We start from the raw sequence: 21,558 nt of genomic DNA on the forward strand, positions 1-21,558 counted from the left end.
CACACTTAGTCTCTGGTCAACATAAAGGAATGAACAATAACAGAAAAGATTAAGCTCAACGTTTTTACTAACTTGGGCTTAGTTTTTTGTATAACGAGAATATTTGAAAGAGAGAAACTATTTACTTTGGTTGTGTTCTAACGGCGACATTTGCTCGCAGTCAAGGACTTGGGTGCAAGTTAATCCGGAGACTTGTGCTGAAAAATGGCTTGAAAGAGAGATTCGGATAGAGGAGCAAGAGTAGGTTGTTGGTTTGTATGAAAAATTTGCATTTAAATCTATTAGCGAACCCTTTATTCTAGAATCACGAGTCTATGTTATCATGATTTATAAGCAAGCGAGAAAAATGAACTAGTTTTTGGAATTGTGAGATAGAAGTACATCTTCTTAAAAAATAATTTGATTCATTTTTAAAAAAGCACTCATTTTTCCTGGAAAATATGATAGAATAGCTGTTAGGAGGAACTGTATGTTTCATAAAAGTAAGTTATTTTTTTGGACCACCGAAGTCTTACTACTGACAATTATCTTTTTTATCTGGCGACAAATGGAAGGTCTGATTTCCCCCTTTGTGAGTGTTTTAAATACGGTTTTAATTCCTTTTCTTGTCGCAGGCTTTTTATATTATGTAACCAATCCATTGGTGAAATTTTTGGAGAAAGAACTGAAAGTTAAGCGGATTTTTGGTGTTTTAATTACCTTGGTGCTTTTGTTTGGGCTTATTACCTTGGGTATCATTTATCTCTTGCCTATTTTAATTACGCAGTTGACTAGTTTGATCAATTCTACTCAGGATGTTTATGAAGGGTTACAAAAGTGGATTAATCAACTTTCTCAGAATGAATTATTTAAAAACTTTAATATTCAATCAATCTTGCGGCAGTTAAATTTATCTTATGTGGATATTTTACAAAATATCCTAAACGGTGTAACTAATAGCTTGGGAAGTGTTGTGTCAGCTGTTTTAAACACGCTTTTAATCTTGATTATGACACCGATTTTCTTGGTTTATTTCTTAATTGATGGAGACAAATTGCTTCCGATGTTGGAAAGAACTGTTCTGAAGCGAGATAAGCTGAATATCAGTAAGCTGTTGACCAATCTAAATGCAACGATTGCACGATATATTAGTGGGATTTCGATTGATGCTTTTATTATAGGAACGTTGGCTTTCATTGGTTATAGCGTCATTGGTTTGAAGTATGCTTTGGTATTTGCTATTTTTTCTGCTATTGCAAATTTAATTCCCTATATTGGGCCAAGTATTGGTTTAATTCCAATGATTATTACCTATTTGATTATGGACCCTCAAAAAATGGTCATTGCTGTTCTTTATATGCTCATTGTGCAACAAATTGATGGTAATATTCTCTACCCACGAATTGTAGGTGGTGTGATGAAGGTGCATCCGATTACCATTATGGTTCTCTTACTTTTGTCGAGTAATATCTATGGGATTGTTGGGATGATTGTAGCGATTCCAACTTATTCCATTCTGAAAGAAATTGCGAAGTTCCTAGCAAATTTATATGATAATCACCGATCAACACAGGAACAAAAGAAAAACGAAGAGTATGGGATTATCAACAAGTAAGAAGGGAAACAAAATCGGTATTGCGAAAGCAATTGATTTTGTCAGCCCACTCTCAACTACTGCGCTTCGTTATAAAAACAATATCTTGTAAGAGTTTGGGAAATTTGTATCCCAGACTTTTTGTTTTAAAGTTATCTGAATTACGTTCCGAGCTGGAAAAGACTTCTTTTTTATAATGCGTTTTATTAAAACTAAAAATGTATTTTTATGCTAAAATAGAACTAATAAGATAGAGGAGGTGCACTTATGGTAACACGTCGTAAATATTCTCCGCAGGAAATAAGAAAAGATTCTTCTTATTTCTCTCCTTTGAAGGCAATCATTGAAACAGCTTTTTATGAAAATCAGGTTGTTGCAATAAAAACCGTAGAAGAAGCTTATCAATTGGCTTCCGCAGCTGCTGGGACAATTGTTTTAGATATGCCCGTGATTCATACGAAGGAACTGGGCTTACCTTCTTATGCTCGTGTTTTATTAACGAATTCTGGCGCAGTTGTTGGTCGAACGGCTGAGGCTCGACGGATTTTTGGTAGAGACAGTGAGGAAGATGAAAGGCTGCTTTCAATTGTACGTAGTGCAATCTACCAGGCTCATCATCGGAGATTTTATAAGGCAGATGCAGTTGTGGGGCTTGATGAGGCTTTTATGGCTTGTGCTCATCTCATGGTTCCCGAGGATGAAATCAATAATTTGTATTCATGGCTTTTAAATTTCCAAATTTTAGATGAAGAATTTAAAAATCGGTTGAGAGCTTCTAAAAAGTATGATGAAAATGATATATTTGTCTTTTTCGATCCAAAATGGAAACATCCGGATTATCCTGAAGGATTGGTTTATTTTGACACTCGGCATAATTGTGTTACTATTCTGGGCTTAAATTACTTTGGTGAGTTAAAAAAAGCAACCTTAACCTTAGCTTGGGCAACAGCTGCCAGAAATGGTTATGTGGCGTGTCATGGCGGCTTGAAAATTTTTAAACAAGAAGCGGATAAACAAGATTATGTAGCTTCTTTCTTTGGTTTATCTGGTTCAGGGAAATCCACACTGACACATGCCAAACACAATGGAAAATATGATATTAAGGTTTTGCATGATGACGCTTTTATTATTTCTATAAAAGATGGCTCGTCCATTGCTTTGGAACCATCCTACTTTGATAAAACGAATGATTATCCAATTGGACATAAGGAACAAGATTTCTTTGTGACCGTTCAGAATTGTGGTGTAACACTAGATGACAATGGATTAAAAAAATTAGTGACAGAAGATATTCGAAACGGAAATGGTCGGACAGTCAAGTCTCGTTTTGCAACGCCAAATCGGGTCGATCGAATTGATGAATCTATCCAAGCTATTTTCTGGATTATGAAAGACGATTCTCTCCCGCCTTTAGTTAAAATCAATGATCCGCTGATGGCTTCTACGATGGGGTGTACATTGATGACCAAGCGTTCTAACGCTGAAAATGTGATTGGCAAGCATGATGATTTGGTGATTGAACCTTATGCTAATCCATTTAGAGTGTATCCATTGGTAGAAGACTATCGGAAATTTCGCAGCCTTTTTGAATCTGGTGTCGACTGTTATATTATCAATACTGGATTTTATATGGGAAAAGGAATTTCAAAAGAGATTAGTCTGAGTATTATTGAAAAAATTGTTGATGAAGAGGCAATTTTTAAACCATTTGGCTCGTTGGAAGGTTTTGAATATATGGAATGTGAGGGCTATCCTGTTCCAAGTTTTGATTCTCGCTATAAACAATTAATCAGAGAAAGAATGCAGGTACGGTTAAATTTCTTGCTTGCTTTCAACCAAAAATACCCGAAAACGGCGCTTCCTGTTGATGCAATCTCACGCCTGGAAACCGTTTTGCAAAATTTAGAATCTTAATAAATAATTTTCTTTGTAATTTCCTTCCAAATTTTTCTTTTTAATACTCCTTGTGCAAGAAGTCAAAAAGTATGCTATAATTAAGATTACTTATATATGAGGAGAGAACATTCATGGAAGACCCTAGCAGTCAGACCTTGTTACTGCAAGCTTTACTATTATTGGTTTTAACACTATTAAACGCCTTTTTTTCAGCAGCTGAGATGGCGATGGTGTCTTTAAACCGCGCTCGTGTGGAACAAAAGGCTGAAGAAGGCGATGCAAAATATATTCGCTTATTGAAAGTCTTGGAAAAACCTAATCACTTTTTATCCACCATTCAAGTTGGAATTACTTTGATTACAATTTTATCAGGAGCTAGTTTGGCTAATACACTCGGTCGGGAAATTGCTTCTTGGATGGGAAATTCTGAGACAGCAAGAGCGATTGCAAGCTTCTTATCTGTTGCTATTTTGACTTATGTTTCTATTGTTTTTGGGGAATTATATCCAAAGAGAATTGCTTTGAATCTCAAAGATGCTCTAGCAGTTCATACAGCACCAGTTATCATTTTCTTAGGGAAAATTGTTGGTCCCTTTGTTTGGCTTTTATCAGCCTCCACTAATCTGCTTAGTCGGATAACGCCGATGACCTTTGACGATGCTGATGAGAAAATGACTCGTGATGAGATTGAATATATGCTAACGAATAGTGAAGAAACCCTGGATGCTGATGAGATTGAAATGTTGCAAGGAATTTTTTCACTAGATGAGATGATGGCGCGTGAAGTGATGGTTCCTCGTACAGATGCTTTTATGGTGGACATCAATGATGATACCAAGGAAATTATTGAAAGCATTTTGAAGCAGAACTTTTCACGGATTCCGGTTTATGATGATGATAAAGACAATGTTATTGGACTGATTCACACCAAGCGTCTATTAAATGAGGCTTTTACCAATGGTTTTGATAACATTGTGCTGCGAAAGATTTTGCAAGAGCCACTTTTTGTGCCAGAAACGATTTTTGTAGATGACTTGTTGACAGAGTTGCGGAATACTCAAAATCAAATGGCAATATTGCTAGATGAATATGGTGGTATGTCTGGCTTAGTAACGCTTGAAGACTTATTGGAAGAGATTGTTGGCGAGATAGATGATGAAACAGATAAGGCTGAAGTAGAAGTGTATCAGGTTTCTGAGCATACTTACTTTGTCCTTGGAACCATGAGTTTGAATGATTTTAATGAGTATTTTGAAATGGAACTGGAAAGTGATGATGTTGATACGATTGCTGGTTATTATCTGACGGGCGTTGGCTCCATACCGGATGCTAAGGAACGTTTGAGTTATGAAGTAGAAAGTCAGAATAAAAAGCTCATTTTAACCAATGATAAAGTGAAAAATGGACGTGTGACAAAACTCAAAGTAGAAGTCTCTGAAATAGTAGAAGAAGAAAAAGAAGTTGAGAAATAATCTCAGCTTCTTTTAGTTTTTTTAAGTTGTGAAAGTGGTATTTCTGAGGGGGAGTTATCGTTTTTGTCGCTTAGCAAAGTCAATAAAACGGAATTTTTCCAGTTTATGGCGACTATCTGTGAATTGGAATTGCTGTCCATCTGTAAGATAGACTTTGGACTTAACAGAAACGACATGTTGATCATTTTCAATGTCCATCAAAATTTTATCGCGGTTCGTAGCTGGATCAATTGTGATTTCTTTTTGGGCATAAGCAATGTGCAGCCCTAGTTTTCCTTCTAGATAAGCATAAATCGATTGTTCTGCTATTTCTCGAGTCATGGAAGGGACAAGGCTCTTATCAAGGTAATCAATATCTAAGACGGAAGCGACGTCATCGACTACTCTCTGGCGGACAATTCGCCATACCAGACGGTATTCAGGAAAGCCTGTGAGATTGGATAACTTTTTATCAACCGTGATTTTTTCTAACTGAATGACATTTGTTTTAGAATTTATCCCATGCTGTTGCACGAGTTCTTGGTAACTAGTCAGATTGGAGACAGGAAAGTCAATCTGTTCTTGTTTAGTAACTTTAGAGCCCTGCCCTTTCAGTTTTTGGATAAGACCAGCTTTTTGAAGTAAATCAAGTGACTTGCGAATGGTATCACGGCTGACTTTGTAGGTTTGGACGAGTTCATGCTCGCTAGGGAGATAATCATTAACTTGATATTTTTCATTTAGAATATCTTGTTCTATGAATTTAAAAATTTGTTCATATTTCTTCATAATCCCCTCACTTGTTTGTTTTTTATCATACAACTATATTAATTTTATCAAAAATATGAGGAATATGCTACACACAACTTGCATACATCTTTGCTATCGTTTACAATAAAAACATCAATTGTACAATGATGAAAAAAAGAAGGAGAGTGTTAGGTTGATCCTAGCCAAGCAGAAAATGGGAAAATTTGAGAAAGATGCCAAGATTTTATTAGATGCCATTGGTGGCAAAGAGAATATCTCCGCAGTTAGCCATTGTGCGACTCGGATGCGTTTTGTGCTAGCTGATGAGAAAAAAGCAGATGTAAAAGCGATCGAAGCCATTCCAGCGGTTAAAGGAACCTTTACTAATGCAGGGCAGTTTCAGGTTATTATTGGAAATGATGTTCCGATTTTTTACAATGACTTCACAGCTGTATCAGGGATTGAAGGTGTTTCAAAAGAAGCAGCAAAAGCCGCTGCTAAGAGCAATCAAAATCCAGTGCAGCGTGTGATGACAATGTTGGCGGAAATTTTCACCCCAATCATTCCAGCGATTATCGTTGGGGGGCTGATTCTAGGATTCCGTAATATTTTGGAAGGTGTGCAAATTCAAGCTCTGGGGCAAAAGATCGTTGATGGTGTAGCACAGTATGCTAAAGATGGTACACCAGTTTATAATACGATTGTGGATGTTTCACAGTTTTGGAGTGGTGTTAACTCTTTCTTGTGGCTTCCTGGTGAAGCGATTTTCCACTTTTTACCAGTTGGAATTGTTTGGTCGGTTTCTCGTAAAATGGGAACTAGTCAGATTCTTGGGATTGTCTTGGGAATCTGTTTGGTATCTCCGCAATTGCTCAATGCTTACTCAGTAGCTGGTACGCCAGCTTCAGAAATTGCCAAAAAATGGGTTTGGGATTTTGGCTTCTTTACCGTCAGAAAGATTGGTTACCAAGCACAAGTTATTCCTGCCCTACTTGCAGGCTTGTCTCTTTCCTATCTTGAAATTTTCTGGCGGAAACGGATTCCAGAAATTGTATCCATGATTTTTGTGCCTTTCTTATCATTAATTCCGGCATTGATTTTAGCTCATACAGTTCTTGGACCTATCGGTTGGACACTTGGGCAATGGTTGTCAACAGCAGTGCTGGCAGGGTTGACTGGTCCCGTTAAATGGCTCTTTGGTGCGATATTTGGTGCTCTCTATGCTCCGTTTGTTATCACTGGTTTGCACCATATGACCAATGCTATTGATACACAGCTCGTTGCCGATACAGGTGGCACGGCTCTATGGCCAATGATTGCTTTGTCAAATATCGCTCAAGGCTCAGCTGTATTTGCTTATTATCTGATGAATCGTCGTAGTGAACGTGAAGCACAGATTTCCCTACCTGCAACAATTTCTGCCTATCTTGGAGTCACAGAACCGGCACTATTTGGAGTTAATGTGAAATATGTTTATCCATTTGTGGCAGGGATGATTGGTTCTTCTATTGCAGGCCTCTTGTCTGTAACATTTAATGTTACAGCAAATGCTATCGGAATCGGTGGGATTCCGGGTATCTTGTCTATTCAAGCGAAATACATGCTGCCATTCTTCTTTGTCATGCTGGTGGCTATTGCAGTACCGATGATTTTGACGTTCTTCTTCCGTAAGACAGGTGTGTTTACAAAAGCAGAAGATGAAAGTGTCAAATCACCGCAAATTGAAGCCATTGACGAAGCAAAAGAAGCAGCTCCAAAAGTGGATTTTGCAGAAATTGCTAGCCCACTTGCTGGAGAAGTGAAAGAATTAAGCCAAGCAACCGATCCTGTTTTTGCACAAGGTGCCATGGGACAAGGTGTAGTAATTGAACCGAGCGAAGGTGAACTCATTGCACCGGTGAATGGTGTTGTATCAGTGCTTTTTCCAACTAAACATGCTGTAGGAATCGTTTCTGATGAAGGTGTCGAGTTATTGATGCATATTGGTATGGATACGGTGAATTTAGAAGGAAAAGGCTTCGAAGCTCATGTGGCTCAAGGAGATAAAGTTAGTGTGGGAGATAAGTTGATTTCTTTTGACATGTCAGCAATTAAAGAATCAGGTTATGTGACAGAAACGCCGGTGATTATCACCAACCAAGATCAATTTCAAGCAGATGAACGTGGTCAACTTCCACGGATGATTGAACTTGGTGATAAGCTCATGACGGCTACACGAATTGGCTAACATTCATCGCAGGTAGACTGAGCTAGGTGAATGAATAACTGAACAAAGTATAGTCTGCAATAAAATATTCTTCTCTGATAAGTATAAAGTTTGAAGAAATTCGTGATACAATATAAAACTATACAGGGGTGGGAGCGTAAGCCCCATCTCTTTCTTTTGTAAAATAGAAAAGGAAAACAAATGACATTCGATAAAAGAAAAGTAGTCTATCAGATCTATCCAAAATCTTATAAAGACACTACAGGAAATGGTATTGGAGATTTACAAGGGATCATTGAAAAAATTCCTTACCTTGCTAAGTTGGGGGTGGATATGGTTTGGCTCAATCCTTTCTATCCTAGTCCACAGCATGACAATGGATACGATATTTCTGATTATACTGCGGTAAATCTACTCTTTGGGAGTATGGACGACTTTGAAGAAATGATTCAAGTTGGAAAAGAATATGGTATCGAGTTTATGTTGGATATGGTGCTCAACCATTGTTCGACAGAGCATGAGTGGTTTCAAAAAGCCTTGGCTGGAGATAACTATTATCAGGATTTCTTTTTCCTACGTGATGAGCCGACAGACTGGTTGTCTAAGTTTGGCGGCAGCGCTTGGGCTCCTTTTGGAGACACGGGTAAGTATTACCTGCATCTTTACGATGTGACGCAGGCTGATCTCAATTGGCACAATCCTCGTGTCCGTGAAGAACTTTTTAAAGTTGTTCATTTCTGGTTAGATAAGGGTGTGAAGGGGTTCCGTTTTGATGTTATTAATGTCATCGGGAAGGATGAAATATTAGAGAATTGTCCGGAGAATGACGGGAAGCCAGCCTATACTGATAGACCTATCGTACACGAGTATCTTCACATGTTGAATGAGGAGACTTTTGGAACGGATGAGGCTATTATGACTGTTGGTGAAATGAGCGCTACGAACATTGAAAATTGTATTCTTTATACAGCTCCAGAACGCCACGAATTATCTATGGCTTTCAATTTTCACCATTTAAAAGTAGATTATGAAAATGGACAAAAATGGACGTTGAAGAATTTTGATTTTGAAGAATTAAAGCGCCTTTTCCATACATGGGGCAAAGAAATGAGCGACCATAACGGTTGGAGTGCTCTGTTTTGGAATAATCATGACCAACCCCGTGCACTGAATCGTTTTGTAGATGTTAAGAATTTTCGCAATGAAGGAGCGACCATGCTTGCGGCAAGCATTCATCTGTCTCGCGGAACGCCCTATATCTATATGGGAGAAGAAATCGGTATGATTGACCCCGACTATGACAGCATGGAAGATTATGCAGATGTCGAATCTTTCAACGCTTATCAAATGCTATTAAATGCTGGCAAAACACCAGAAGAAGCGTTTAAGATTATTCAGGTTAAGTCTCGTGACAATTCCCGAACTCCTATGCAGTGGGATGATTCAGAAAATGCTGGCTTTACAAGTGGAACACCTTGGTTAAAAGCAGCTAAATCCTACTCTGAAATCAATGTTAATAATGAAATTCAAGGTCCAATTTTTACTTTTTACCAAAAATTGATTGCTCTTCGTAAAAAATTGTCTCTTATAGCGGAGGGCAGCTACAAACCAGCTTATGAAGATAGCCAGCAAGTATATGCCTTCGAGCGTCAATTGGGTGATGAAAAACTGTTAGTGCTCAATAACTTCTACTCAGATCCGATTACAGTAGACGTGTTACCGGAGTACCAGAATGGTGAAGTCCTCCTTTCTAATTGTGAGGTAGCTCAAATAGCAGCAGTTGTGACCTTGAGACCTTATGAAAGTTTGGCAATTATTGTGAATAAGCGCTAGATACAGTAAGAAATTCCAAAATCGACTGAATCATTCAGCCGATTTTTAAAGCCTGAGAGAAAGCGCTTGCAATATTCTTCCGTTTTATTTATAATAGTTACGGTAGAAATACATCTCAAGGAAAGCTGATTTCCAATTTATGATGTAAAGGAGAATATATGAAAAAAACATCAAAACAATTACCTGTTTTGTTTGCGACAGCTATTTTGCTCGCTAGCACTGTTTTAAGTCCTCTTGCTCAGGCGAATGAGACAAGCTCTTCATCTTCGAGCTCAGAATCATCTGTAACTACTTCGAAATCTAGCTCAGTTGCTTCAACTTCAACGACACAATCACAGCCATCAGAAGCAATTTCTGATAGTTCAACGAGCAATACGAATGAGCCAAGTAGTACAAGGGAAGAGACGCCTAAGACAGAAGCTGCAAGCGGTGAAGCCCATGTTACAACTTCTGAATTTACAACAGTGGCAAATATCGGTCAAATACAAGGGGAAGCCCATGAATCACCTTATAATGGGAAGAAAGTCAAGGTTTCAAATGTTGTTGTAACAAAGATAGATCGGTATGGTTTTTATGTACAAGATCTCAAAGCCGATGGCAATACTAAGACCTCAGATGCTATTTATGTCGTCTCAAAAGAAAAGGTTACAGTTGGCGATCAGTTGACGATTGAAGGTCAAATCAAAGAAGGTTATATGGAAGAACTCAGTGTTCGTCCTGGACAAACTTTCCGTAAACCAACTGACAGCTTAACTGTAACACAATTGATTGCTTCAAAAGTAACGAAAGATGGCACAGCTACATTACCAGAACCAGTTAATATTTCAGATCGTATGCCAAAAGATATCGTGGATAATACTCCGACTACTTATGATCCAGAACATGATGCATTGGATTATTGGGAAAGTCTGGAGGGTATGTTGACAACAGTGAAAAAACCTCGTGTGCTTGGCCCACAATATCGAGGAGATATTTATCTCTTGCCGAATGGTTATCAAGCGCTGCCGCTCAATAATATCGGTGGTGTCAACCTTCGCCCTAATGTCCAAAATACAGCAACTATCCCCGTTTATGTTGGGAATAAATATATTGCAAAAGCTAAAGATTACTTTAATGAAGATGTTTCTGGTGTTGTAACTTATCGCAGCAAGGTTTATAAGTTGGAGCCAACGAAGTTGCCAGATCTGCAAGATGGCGGTCTACAAAGAGAGGTTTCTAAGATTTATCCAAGTGAAGATAAATTGACTATTGCTTCTTATAATATTGAAAACTTCTCAGCAAACAATGCAGCAGGTGAGACGCCTGATGCAAAAGTGGAAAAAATTGCTAAATCTTTTATCAACGAAATTCATAGTCCAGATATTATTACTCTTATAGAAGTTCAAGACAATAATGGAAGCGTTAATGATGGTACTGTTAGCGGTGTGCAAAGCGGTGAAAAACTGGCTGCTAAAATTAAACAATTAGGTGGCAAAGAATACAAATATACCGAAGTCGCCCCTGTTGATGGAGCAGATGGTGGAAAGCCGGGCTCCAATATTCGTGTGGCTTACTTGTATAATCCTCAACGAGTGAAGTTAGTTGAGCGTGAAGCAGGAAGTAGCACAGAAGCAGCTGCCTTCAAAGATGGGCATTTGGTGAAAAATCCTGCAAGGATCGATCCAACCAATCCAGCCTTTACGAAAGTTCGAAAATCTTTAGCAGCAGAGTTTGAATTTAAGGGCGAGCATATTGTCGTGATTGCCAATCATTTGAAATCCAAACTCGGTGATGATGCAGTATATGGTTCTAAACAACCATCAGTGCAAAATACATTGGCACAACGGATTGAACAAGCTAAGTTGCTGAATGCTTTTGTAAAAGAAGGTTTGAAGCAAAATCCAAATTTGAAGTTTGTCTTAACTGGTGACTTTAATGACTTTGAATTTTCGGAAACTGCCAAAGCAGTGGCTGGTAATGAATTAGTCAATATGATGCTGAATCACGACGCAGCAGACCGCTATTCTTATTTTTACCGTGGTAGCAATCAAAGTTTAGACAATATCTTTGTTTCAAAAAATATTGCTGACAAAACAGTATTCTCACCAGTTCACATTAATGCTTCTTTCATGGAAGAACACGGTCGGGCATCAGACCATGATCCCGTCATTGCACAGCTTGACTTCAGTAAGAAGGATGAGTCACAACCAACTCCTCCTTCCGGTGATAGTACAACGCCACCAAATAAAGATGATAAACCAACTAAAAAGAGAATTTTACCATCTACAGGAACAACAGGCGCTGAAGTCGCTGTTGTAGGGATTGTCATCTTAAGCGCAACCATCCTTTGGCGAAAGAAAGTGACGGATTAAAAGGAATAGATGAACGAGAGAGTTTTAAGATTCTCTCGTTTTTTTGAAAAATATTGAAAATGAAACTGAAAAACAGATTATTTTCTAAAAAATAGATAAATTGTCCCTCTATCTAGAAAAGAAGTGTTATAATAGTATTATAAAACGTTTTCAAGAGGATAAGACGATGGAAAAAGAAGTCATTGATTATGGAAAAGTAACAGGTATGGTCCATTCGACTGAAAGTTTTGGAGCTGTTGATGGGCCTGGTATCCGTTTCATTGTCTTTTTACAGGGTTGTAAAATGCGTTGCCAATATTGCCACAATCCAGATACATGGGCAATGGAAACCAATAATTCAAGAGAGCGAACGGTTGAAGACGTTTTGCAAGAAGCGCTTCGTTATCGTGGCTTTTGGGGTAAAAAAGGTGGGATTACAGTAAGTGGTGGTGAAGCTCTTTTGCAGATTAATTTTGTGACTGCACTTTTTACCAAAGCTAAAGAATTGGGAATTCATTGCACTTTAGATACTTGTGCGATGCCGTTCCGCAATACACCAGAGTATCTCAAAGTTTTTGATCGCCTGCTTGAAGTGACAGATTTAGTGTTGCTGGATATTAAAGAAATCAATGATGCCCAGCATAAATTTGTGACAGGGCACACCAATAAGAATATTTTGGAATGTGCAAAATATCTGTCTGATAAAGGTGTTCCAATGTGGATTCGCCATGTTTTGGTTCCAACGTTAACAGACCGTGATGACGACTTAAAAGAATTAGGTGAGTTTGTCAAAACGTTAAAAACAGTTGATAAATTTGAAGTGCTACCTTATCATACAATGGGAGAATTTAAATGGCGTGAATTGGGCATTCCTTATCCATTAGAAGGTATAAAGCCGCCAACTGCTGATCGAGTAGCAAATGCCAAAGAACTTATGAAAACAGAATCTTATACCGAGTATATGAACCGCGTACATAATAGTTAATAAAAGCAGGAAGTGAGATTTTGATCAGCACTCAAAAAGTTAGACAGGAAAACTAACGATTGGGTGCTTTTCTATTCCTCTCTTTGTGAAAATCTTAAAATTGTGCTAAAATAAAGTATATAAAAAGTTTACGAGGTACGATCATGTCTAAAATTTTAGTTTTCGGTCATCAAAATCCAGATTCAGATGCGATTGGCTCAGCTGTGGCCTTTGCTTATCTTGCGCGTGAAGCTTATGGCTTGGATACAGAAGCGGTTGCTTTGGGAGAACCAAATGAAGAAACAGCTTTTGTTTTGGATTATTTTGGAGTAACGGCACCGCGTGTGGTGACATCTGCCAAAGCAGAAGGAGTTGAGCAAGTCATTTTAACAGACCATAATGAATTTCAACAATCTATTTCTGACATTGCAGAAGTAGAAGTCTATGGCGTTGTGGATCACCATCGTGTGGCAAATTTTGAAACAGCTAGTCCACTTTATATGCGTTTGGAGCCTGTCGGTTCAGCTTCTTCTATCGTTTATCGCATGTTTAAAGAATCTGGTGTAGCTGTACCAAAAGAACTCGCAGGTTTGATGCTCTCAGGTTTGATTTCAGACACGCTTCTTCTGAAATCACCAACCACTCATCCGAGTGATAAAGTGATTGCACCTGAGTTGGCAGAGCTTGCAGGAGTTGATTTGGAAGAATACGGTTTGGCTATGCTTAAAGCTGGAACCAACTTAGCTAGCAAAACAGCCGAGGAATTGATTGATATTGATGCTAAAACATTTGAATTAAACGGAAACCAAGTTCGTGTAGCACAAGTCAACACAGTTGATATTGCAGAAGTCTTAGAACGTCAAGCTGAACTGGAAGCAGCTATTGAAAAAACAAATGCGGCTAATGGTTATTCTGACTTCGTTTTGATGATTACCGATATTATCAATTCTAACTCAGAAATCCTTGCACTTGGAGGCAATATGGATAAAGTGGAAGCAGCTTTCCATTTCACACTTGAAAATAATCATGCTTTCCTTGCTGGTGCGGTTTCTCGTAAAAAACAAGTTGTACCACAATTGACTGAAAGTTTTAATGGATAAAAATTTGGAAGAAAAAGGAGTTTCGGCTCCTTTTTTGATACAATAGTTCTATGAAGATTCAAGATTTACAAAATGGAGATTTAATTTTTGTATCCAGTCAATCTGATATAGCAGAGGCCATTCAGCGATCAACTGGTTGGTATAACCATGTGGCAATCTTCTTTGCTGGTTGGATTTACCATGCGACAAGCAAGCGCGGTGTCATTAAAGAACCGATAGATCAATTTTTACAGGTTGATGAATGTTATGCTGTTTATGCTTGTTCTGACATAGATGTAAAAGCTGTCTGGAAAAGAGCAGAGCAACACCTTTATAAACCTTATAATAATAGCTTTTATCCAGATACGACAGGCTTTTATTGTTCTGAATATATTGCAGAAATCCTCCCCATTTTTGAAACCATTCCTATGCAGTTCGGTGATGAAAAAGAGGAAATAGCTCCTTTTTGGCAGCAGTATTACAAAGAGTTAGGTTTAGCAGTTCCTCTTCATCAGCCAGGAACCAATCCTAGCCAATTGGCTCAATCCGAAAAATTAGTTTATAAAGGAAGATTAGATGATTAAAGTAATCAATCCCAGTCGTTTAACACGTCAGCCTTTTTTTCATGAATTGATAAATTATTTAGACCGACATGATGATGTTACTTTGCGAGAGATAAAGTGCGAATTTGCAAACTTTTCCAATATTGATCGCTCTATAGAGGACTATATCAAGGCAGGCTATGTGGTTCGAGCAAACAAACGGTATCAACAAACCCTTCCTCTACTGCAAAATGTGACGGATTTGTCTTTGGATCAGGAAGTATTTGTACGAGATGACAGTTCTCTTTATAAAGAATTGCGGAATGTGCGCTTTAAGACACGCTTGACCAATCAGACCAACCAGGCTATTTTAGTGGAAACAACAGATTTTCTCAGAGAGCAGCTGACACTTTCCAATTATTTTTATAAGCTAAAGCAACAATATTCATTGAATAATCAGCAACAAAAGCTTTATAAGTTGATAGGAGATGTTAATCCGGAGTATGCTCTAAAATATATGACAACTTTTCTGCTAAAGTATGGTCGTAAAACTGAGCTGATGCAAAAACGGCACGATATTTTTGTAGATGCTCTAGTGATTTTAGGCTATATCGTACCTAACGAATCAGGAAACTATGAGTTGAAACTGGATTTTGATAAAGAAACCTTAACCTTTCGTGTACAAAAGTCTGTAGACTTTTACAATAAACATCATAGAATAATAAAATTTTGAGATTTTTTGATAGATTTATAGGTACAATGGTTATGGTTGGTATGAGGCTGGGATGAAAGTCTCTAGCTTCAAAGGATACGGTGCAATAAATCAACGATGCAGTAGCAGATTGCTCCAATAGTCCACTGGACTATTGGAGGTTGAAAAGAACCCTTCCATGAAGATGTGTCAAAAACACGGCTTTGAATTGGCGAATAGGGGGGTTAAAGCAAGCCTCAAGGTTTGTTCGCTTTTCAAGCTCGGAAGAGTACTTTTGACGAAAATTTCGTTTTCTGCACTCGCCACCTCAACAGGCTCCCAGACTGTTGAGCAACCTTGCGGAGTGAGACTATAAACTAAAGATTTTTAGTTTTGAGTTCCGTCCCTCTCCCATTTCGTTTTATGAAAGGAATATATCGTGAATCTTTTAGCAAGAATTTGTCCCACTCAACCCCCGAAGTATCTGAAATGGTTTGATATTGTCATCGTGACGGTCTTGCTATTTGGGCGATTTATCTATCGTTCAACAGAACTTTATCTTGCTAGCTTGTCTCCGTCCACTACAACAGCAGTAGCAGATGCAACTAGTAAAACAGCAAATGATGGAGCCGCTTATTCTAGTAACTTAGAATTACAACTTCTCATGTTAGCTTTGACGATAGCCTACTTAATACTTCGTCGGTTTGATTTTAGACAGTTGCCGATTCGTCTATCGTGGTCTGTACTCTTTTGGGTTCCATTTATTTTTGCAGTTATGGGGATTCTAGCAGATACCGTGACGACCCTTAGCGGAGAATATAACTATTTTGATCCCCAGTTATGGAAATACATTGATCTATTAGAAATTTTCCGTAAATTTACCGATTTGACACCGATGATGATTCTCTATGCTTTGCTAAATGGCTTTTATGAAGAATTTTTCTTCTTAGGCTTATTAACTTCGGTAAAAGAAAAATATAAATGGTGGGTTCTTCTTTATTCGATGATCATTCGTGTTTCTTTCCACACTTATCATGGAATGCTCTGGGCACTGACGATCGGTGTTGGTTTTGGACTTCTATATTATTGCCTTTACAAATATAAGGTTAAAAATCTCTTACCTTTCTTCCTCGCGCATGCTCTTGCGGATATCTATGGTTCAAGTCTAATGTATGTTTTGATTAGTTGGAGAAAGTAAAATCATAAGGCAAGATTCTGATTTCTAAAAAATGATGCTTATTTTACTTTACTAATATAAAGTTGTTGTTTTTTCAATAATTAAAGGTCGAAGACTGTTATCTCGACCTTTATTCAATTCTATAAATACCTTTCCGCAATCGCGTAATCGCCTAGATAGACTGTTTTTTCTCCATTTATGATTTGGTAACAATCAGCACCTTTACCAGCTAGAATAACAGCATCGCCTTCTTTGTTTGTTAAGCTAAGAGCTTTTTTGATAGCTTCTTTGCGGTCTGCAATCGTGTAAACGTCAAAAGAAATGTAGCTGGCAATTTCTTTAGCAATGGCAATCGGATCTTCGTAGTTAGGGTCATCTGCTGTCAAGATAACTATCAATTCTGGATGGCGATTGAGTAGTTGTCCAAAATCTTTGCGACGACTTTCTCCTTTATTTCCGGTTGCACCAAGTACTAAAACAATTTTGCCTTTTTGGTGTTCTTGAACGACAGATAGGAGATTAGCCAGACTGACACCATTGTGCGCATAATCAACAAAAACTTTTGCACCATTGTTTTGAGTCAGTACTTCCATGCGCCCAGGTACACGTGTAGCAGCAATGCCTTTTTTTATATCAGAAATAGTGGCACCTAAGCGTAGACAGGCAAGGCTAGCAGCAAGTGCATTTTCTTGGTTAAAACGTCCGATTAGCTGAATGTCAAATTTTTCTGTGAGGATTCCGCTTGTTTCAAAAGAAAATGCTTGCGAATGATGAATTTGATTGTCGGAATATTGTCCATAGAAATCATGTTCTATAGATGCAACTTGCTCAGCCACCACTTGGAAATAATCCATTTCGCTATTAACGACAACAGTTCGGCTATTTTCCATGAGGAGTCGCTTATGATAAAAATAATCTTCAAATGTCGGATGTTCAATTGGTCCGATATGATCAGGGCTGATATTGAGGAAAACACCAACGTCAAAAGTTAAACCGTAAACTCGCTTTTTTAAATAAGCCTGGCTGGAAACTTCCATAATCAGATGAGTTCGGCCATTTTCAACCGCTGTCGCCATCATTTTGAACAAATCTAAGCTTTCCGGTGTTGTCAAAGTAGATTTGAAGAAATGTTCTCCATCGAGCGTCGTGTTCATAGTAGACAACAAAGCAGGCTGATGACTTTGTTGGAGGATGTGATAGGCAAAATAAGCCGAAGTTGTCTTTCCTTTGGTTCCTGTAAATGCGAGCAGTTTGAGTTTGTCTTGCGGATTTCCATAAAATTCCATGGCAAGAAGACTCATGGCTTGTTTGACATCATTGACTAGAATTACTGGGATAGTTACTTCAAAATCCGTCTCACTGACATAGAACCGTAAGCCTGATTCAACCGCTTTTCCCAAAAATTCTTTTTTAAAATTGTCACCTTTGACAAAGAAAAGAGTTGAAGCAGTCACATCGCGGCTGTCATAGCTGATGTTATCAAATGTGACATCAGTAATGTTATAATAGTATTCACCTTTATCAATGATTTCGCGGAAATTGTGATCATTTTTTAAAATTTTTAATGCGTTCTCAATTGTTATCATATTTCTATTGTAAACCTAATGGCGAGGTTTTACAAGCGGAAAGGAAAAGTTTATAATAAGATAAGACTACTTTTAGAGGTTATGTATGGATCAACAAACAACAACTCAACAAAAACAAATGCTTCTAGGGACAGCTTGGTTGACAGCAAGTAACTTTATCAGCCGTTTTTTAGGGGCGATTTATATCATTCCTTGGTATATCTGGATGGGCAAACATGGTGCAGAAGCTAATGGCTTGTTTACGATGGGATATAATATTTATGCTTGGTTTCTTCTGATTTCCACAGCAGGCGTACCTGTTGCGGTCGCTAAGCAAGTTGCGAAATACAACACAATGGATCAAAAGGATCATAGTTTTACCCTCATTCGTGAATTTTTGAAATTTATGCTCTTGTTGGGAGCCATTTTTGCAGTGGTGATGTATCTCTTATCACCTTTCTTTGCGCATGTATCAGGCGTTGGGAAAGAACTCATTCCTGTCATGCAAAGCCTATCTTGGGCAGTACTGGTATTCCCAGCTATGAGTGTTATCCGTGGCTTTTTCCAGGGATTTAACAATTTAAAACCATATGCAATCAGTCAAATTGCTGAGCAGGTGATTCGTGTTATTTGGATGCTTTTGACAACATTCTTTATTATGAAATTGGGTTCTAAAGACTATGCTGCTGCAGTTACACAATCAACATTTGCTGCTTTTATTGGCATGTTTGCCAGTATGGCGGTTTTGGTTTATTTCCTCTGGAAAGCGAATTTGCTGTCATCTATTCTGCATAAGCCAGTGTCAAGCACCAACATTAACAGTCGTGCTCTTTTAGTGGATACGATTCGGGAAGCTATTCCGTTTATTATCACTGGTTCTGCCATTCAGCTTTTCCAGATTATTGACCAAGTAACTTTTATCAATATTATGAAATGGTTTACGAACTATACGAATTCTCAGCTGGTGGTTATGTTTAGCTATTTCTCCGCTAATCCCAATAAAATTACTATGATTTTGATTGCGGTAGCGACTTCTATCGGGGGTGTAGGAATTCCACTGCTAACAGAAAACTATGTCAAAGGTGATTTGAAGTCTGCAGCACGTCTTGTTCAAGATAACTTAAGTATGTTACTGTTATTTCTCTTACCAGCAACAATTGGCTCTGTCTTAGTGGCGCGTCCATTATACACAATTTTTTATGGGCGACCAGATCGTTTAGCTTTAGGTTTGTTCATTTTTGCTATGTTACAGACAATTATTTTAGGCATTTATACTGTCTTGTCGCCAATGATTCAAGCGCTTTTCCAAAATCGCAAAGCTATTATCTATTTTGGCTATGGAGTTCTTGTTAAGCTTATTTTGCAAATTCCATTTATTTATTTATTCAGAGCTTATGGTCCGCTTCTTGCAACGACAGTCGGACTGATTGTTCCAATTGTTTTGATGTACCAACACATTCGCCAAGTAACAGGACTCAATCAAAGAATTCTCGTTAAACGGAGTTTATTGATAGGGATTTTAACTGCTATCATGTCTCTTTTAATTGCCATTGTGGAAGTGGTACTGGGAGTTGTCTTTTATCCAAATGGACGCATTTCTAGCATGCTTTATTTAATTATGATTGGTGGTCTGGGAATTATCATTTATGGAGCAATGGCTTTGCGGGTTCGCTTGTTAGACCGATTTATTGGTGAAAAAGCTCAAGTTTTACGTCAAAAATTTCATATTCATTAAAAAGTCGTAAGGCTTTTTAATGTTGTAGAAAATTTATAAAAATTAAGCTATAATAAAAATAGCTATTCTTGCAATAAAAGTTTATAAATGATGAATCCTTCAATAAAAATTATAGAGCAGCTTTTTTGAAAGGATATTTAATGCTAGGCTATTCTAGCGAAGATATCAAAATGCTATGGTTTAACAGATGATTTTTTCCGATTGTCCATTGGGATTGAGGATAGCCAAGATTTGATAACAGATTTAACATTTGCTTTGGAGGTATAATATGAGCAAATACAATTTTCAAACAGCACCGAATCGCTTGTCTCACCACACTTATAAATGGAAAGAAACAGAGACTGATCCTCAATTGCTACCAGCATGGATTGCAGATATGGACTTTGAAGTCATGCCAGAAGTGAAAAATGCGATTCACGACTATGCAGAACAGTTAGTTTATGGCTATACGTATGCGAGTGATGAGTTGCTCCAAGCGGTGTTGGATTGGGAAAAAAGCGAACATCAGTATTCGTTTGATAAGGATTCTATTGTTTTTGTGGAAGGTGTTGTGCCAGCCATTTCTATTGCGATTCAAGCCTTTACCAAAGAAGGAGAAGCGGTCCTAATCAATTCTCCTGTCTATCCGCCTTTCGCCCGTAGTGTCCAGTTAAATCATCGAAAATTAGTATCCAATTCTCTAAAAGAAGAACATGGTCTGTTTCAAATTGATTTTGAACAATTGGAAAAAGATATTGTCGAAAATGATGTGAAGCTCTATCTTCTTTGTAACCCGCACAATCCCGGAGGACGTGTCTGGGAAAAAGAAGTTCTAGAAAGAGTAGGTCAGCTTTGTCAAAAGCACCATGTTATTTTAGTATCAGATGAAATTCATCAAGATTTGACTTTGTTTGGTTATCAACATGTTTCCTTTAATACTGTTTCACCGGATTTTAAAGACTTTGCTCTGGTACTTTCTAGTGCTACCAAGTCTTTTAATATTGCAGGGACTAAAAATTCCTATGCTGTCATTGAAAATCCTACGCTATATGCACAGTTTAAACACCAGCAACTTGTTAATAATCACCATGAAGTGTCAAGTTTAGGCTACATTGCGACAGAAACAGCCTATCGTTATGGGAAACCTTGGTTGGTAGATTTGAAAGCTGTGTTAGAAGAAAATATTCAATTTGCAGTAGAGTATTTTGCCCAAGAAGCTCCGCGTTTAAAGGTTATGAAACCACAAGGGACCTATCTGATATGGCTTGATTTCAGTGACTATGGTTTGACAGATGATGAACTCTTTACTTTATTGCATGACCAAGCAAAAGTCATTCTCAATCGAGGAAGCGATTATGGAAGTGAGGGGGAGCTGCATGCGAGACTAAATATTGCAGCGCCTAAGTCTTTGGTAAAAGAAATTTGTAAGAGAATCGTGCGTTGCTTGCCCAAATAAAATAAAAAGAAATGTTCGAAAACAGTCACTTTTGGTTGACAATCGTTCTTAAGAGGAGTATAGTTAGTATGAAAAATCGGTAGGTGAGGCTACCATAGGGATACGGATGACTACCGCAAAGTAGTGGAGACACTATGCGCTGGTTAGCAGTTGAGATCGCTAAGGTTTTGACTAATGTCATTTCATTGCCCTACGGAGTTAAAGCTTGAACGGTAACACAAGACATACAGTCCTGCCATGTTTTTCATGGTAGGATTTTATTGTTTTGAGCTGATTTTTTAAAAAGAAAATGCAAGGGAAAGGAGTGGAGAATATGCCGAATGATGATCAC

The 21,558-nt window shown here is 38.0% G+C and carries 15 protein-coding genes, 1 pseudogene and 1 riboswitch; of the genes and pseudogenes, 14 read left to right on the forward strand and 2 right to left on the reverse strand.

Annotated elements, in window-relative coordinates; translation table 11 throughout:
• The first annotated feature begins 469 nt into the window (after nucleotides 1-469).
• From H8787_RS03660 to H8787_RS03670, 3 genes are all read left to right on the forward strand, one after another.
• Nucleotides 470-1,594: an AI-2E family transporter gene (locus H8787_RS03660; RefSeq protein ID WP_187328251.1), complete on the forward strand. Its 1,125-nt coding sequence runs from the start codon at nucleotides 470-472 to the stop codon at nucleotides 1,592-1,594.
• 246 nt (nucleotides 1,595-1,840) lie between these two features.
• Nucleotides 1,841-3,487: a phosphoenolpyruvate carboxykinase (ATP) gene (locus H8787_RS03665; protein ID WP_187328252.1), complete on the forward strand. Its 1,647-nt coding sequence runs from the start codon at nucleotides 1,841-1,843 to the stop codon at nucleotides 3,485-3,487.
• 113 nt (nucleotides 3,488-3,600) lie between these two features.
• Nucleotides 3,601-4,941, forward strand: coding sequence for a hemolysin family protein (locus H8787_RS03670; protein ID WP_187328253.1), 1,341 nt, complete (start codon nucleotides 3,601-3,603; stop codon nucleotides 4,939-4,941).
• A gap of 54 nt (nucleotides 4,942-4,995) precedes the next feature.
• On the opposite strand, the gene treR is transcribed toward H8787_RS03670, so the two are convergent.
• Nucleotides 4,996-5,709: a trehalose operon repressor gene (treR, locus tag H8787_RS03675; protein WP_115262922.1), complete on the reverse strand. Its 714-nt coding sequence runs from the start codon at nucleotides 5,707-5,709 to the stop codon at nucleotides 4,996-4,998.
• A gap of 175 nt (nucleotides 5,710-5,884) precedes the next feature.
• On the opposite strand from treR, the gene treP reads away from it, so the two are divergent.
• The 8 genes from treP (at nucleotide 5,885) to H8787_RS03715 (ending at nucleotide 16,513) form a co-directional block, all read left to right on the forward strand.
• Complete coding sequence (treP, locus tag H8787_RS03680; protein WP_187328254.1) at nucleotides 5,885-7,897, forward strand: PTS system trehalose-specific EIIBC component; 2,013 nt, start codon at nucleotides 5,885-5,887, stop codon at nucleotides 7,895-7,897.
• 180 nt (nucleotides 7,898-8,077) lie between these two features.
• On the forward strand, nucleotides 8,078-9,709 hold the full coding sequence (gene treC, locus H8787_RS03685) for an alpha,alpha-phosphotrehalase (RefSeq protein ID WP_187328255.1): 1,632 nt from the start codon (nucleotides 8,078-8,080) through the stop codon (nucleotides 9,707-9,709).
• 158 nt (nucleotides 9,710-9,867) lie between these two features.
• Nucleotides 9,868-12,060 carry an endonuclease/exonuclease/phosphatase family protein gene (locus tag H8787_RS03690; protein ID WP_187328256.1) on the forward strand — a complete coding sequence of 731 codons (2,193 nt, stop codon included), beginning with the start codon at nucleotides 9,868-9,870 and terminating at the stop codon, nucleotides 12,058-12,060.
• A 166-nt stretch (nucleotides 12,061-12,226) separates the two neighbouring features.
• Nucleotides 12,227-13,024: a pyruvate formate-lyase-activating protein gene (gene pflA, locus H8787_RS03695; RefSeq protein ID WP_003070100.1), complete on the forward strand. Its 798-nt coding sequence runs from the start codon at nucleotides 12,227-12,229 to the stop codon at nucleotides 13,022-13,024.
• A 143-nt stretch (nucleotides 13,025-13,167) separates the two neighbouring features.
• Nucleotides 13,168-14,103, forward strand: coding sequence for a manganese-dependent inorganic pyrophosphatase (locus H8787_RS03700; RefSeq protein WP_037597626.1), 936 nt, complete (start codon nucleotides 13,168-13,170; stop codon nucleotides 14,101-14,103).
• A gap of 50 nt (nucleotides 14,104-14,153) precedes the next feature.
• Nucleotides 14,154-14,666: a YiiX/YebB-like N1pC/P60 family cysteine hydrolase gene (locus H8787_RS03705; protein ID WP_003070095.1), complete on the forward strand. Its 513-nt coding sequence runs from the start codon at nucleotides 14,154-14,156 to the stop codon at nucleotides 14,664-14,666.
• Complete coding sequence (locus tag H8787_RS03710; protein WP_187328257.1) at nucleotides 14,659-15,357, forward strand: DUF1803 domain-containing protein; 699 nt, start codon at nucleotides 14,659-14,661, stop codon at nucleotides 15,355-15,357. The genes H8787_RS03705 and H8787_RS03710 overlap by 8 nt, the downstream gene beginning before the upstream one ends.
• 397 nt (nucleotides 15,358-15,754) lie before the next feature.
• Complete coding sequence (locus H8787_RS03715; protein WP_187328258.1) at nucleotides 15,755-16,513, forward strand: CPBP family intramembrane glutamic endopeptidase; 759 nt, start codon at nucleotides 15,755-15,757, stop codon at nucleotides 16,511-16,513.
• Between the two features lie 119 nt (nucleotides 16,514-16,632).
• On the opposite strand, the gene H8787_RS03720 is transcribed toward H8787_RS03715, so the two are convergent.
• Nucleotides 16,633-18,078 (reverse strand): UDP-N-acetylmuramoyl-L-alanyl-D-glutamate--L-lysine ligase, encoded by a 1,446-nt coding sequence (locus H8787_RS03720; protein ID WP_187328259.1) that lies wholly within the window; start codon nucleotides 18,076-18,078, stop codon nucleotides 16,633-16,635.
• A gap of 85 nt (nucleotides 18,079-18,163) precedes the next feature.
• On the opposite strand from H8787_RS03720, the gene H8787_RS03725 reads away from it, so the two are divergent.
• From H8787_RS03725 to H8787_RS03735, 3 genes and pseudogenes are all read left to right on the forward strand, one after another.
• Entirely contained in the window at nucleotides 18,164-19,792 is a 1,629-nt protein-coding gene (locus H8787_RS03725; RefSeq protein ID WP_187328260.1) for a polysaccharide biosynthesis protein, read from the forward strand.
• Nucleotides 19,793-19,963: 171 nt separating this feature from the next.
• Nucleotides 19,964-20,059: pseudogene (locus H8787_RS03730) on the forward strand (PLP-dependent transferase); the annotation flags it as partial.
• 1 nt (nucleotide 20,060) lies between these two features.
• Entirely contained in the window at nucleotides 20,061-21,227 is a 1,167-nt protein-coding gene (locus H8787_RS03735; RefSeq protein ID WP_187328261.1) for a MalY/PatB family protein, read from the forward strand.
• 68 nt (nucleotides 21,228-21,295) lie between these two features.
• Nucleotides 21,296-21,448, forward strand: a riboswitch (M-box (ykoK) riboswitch).
• Nucleotides 21,449-21,558 lie beyond the last annotated feature (110 nt).

Origin of the sequence: Streptococcus sp. NSJ-72, assembly GCF_014334035.1 — a bacterium.
Lineage (GTDB): Bacteria > Bacillota > Bacilli > Lactobacillales > Streptococcaceae > Streptococcus > Streptococcus constellatus.

Excerpts from the sequence above, each read along its gene's own strand:
- H8787_RS03670 (WP_187328253.1), top strand. The coding sequence starts at position 3,601 with ATGGAAGACCCTAGCAGTCAGACCTTGTTACTGCAAGCTTTACTATTA.
- H8787_RS03735 (WP_187328261.1), top strand. The coding sequence starts at position 20,061 with ATGAGCAAATACAATTTTCAAACAGCACCGAATCGCTTGTCTCACCAC.
- treP (WP_187328254.1), top strand. The coding sequence starts at position 5,885 with ATGGGAAAATTTGAGAAAGATGCCAAGATTTTATTAGATGCCATTGGT.
- treR (WP_115262922.1), bottom strand. The coding sequence starts at position 5,709 with ATGAAGAAATATGAACAAATTTTTAAATTCATAGAACAAGATATTCTA.
- H8787_RS03705 (WP_003070095.1), top strand. The coding sequence starts at position 14,154 with ATGAAGATTCAAGATTTACAAAATGGAGATTTAATTTTTGTATCCAGT.
- H8787_RS03725 (WP_187328260.1), top strand. The coding sequence starts at position 18,164 with ATGGATCAACAAACAACAACTCAACAAAAACAAATGCTTCTAGGGACA.
- H8787_RS03665 (WP_187328252.1), top strand. The coding sequence starts at position 1,841 with ATGGTAACACGTCGTAAATATTCTCCGCAGGAAATAAGAAAAGATTCT.
- H8787_RS03690 (WP_187328256.1), top strand. The coding sequence starts at position 9,868 with ATGAAAAAAACATCAAAACAATTACCTGTTTTGTTTGCGACAGCTATT.
- pflA (WP_003070100.1), top strand. The coding sequence starts at position 12,227 with ATGGAAAAAGAAGTCATTGATTATGGAAAAGTAACAGGTATGGTCCAT.
- H8787_RS03660 (WP_187328251.1), top strand. The coding sequence starts at position 470 with ATGTTTCATAAAAGTAAGTTATTTTTTTGGACCACCGAAGTCTTACTA.
- H8787_RS03700 (WP_037597626.1), top strand. The coding sequence starts at position 13,168 with ATGTCTAAAATTTTAGTTTTCGGTCATCAAAATCCAGATTCAGATGCG.
- H8787_RS03720 (WP_187328259.1), bottom strand. The coding sequence starts at position 18,078 with ATGATAACAATTGAGAACGCATTAAAAATTTTAAAAAATGATCACAAT.
- treC (WP_187328255.1), top strand. The coding sequence starts at position 8,078 with ATGACATTCGATAAAAGAAAAGTAGTCTATCAGATCTATCCAAAATCT.
- H8787_RS03710 (WP_187328257.1), top strand. The coding sequence starts at position 14,659 with ATGATTAAAGTAATCAATCCCAGTCGTTTAACACGTCAGCCTTTTTTT.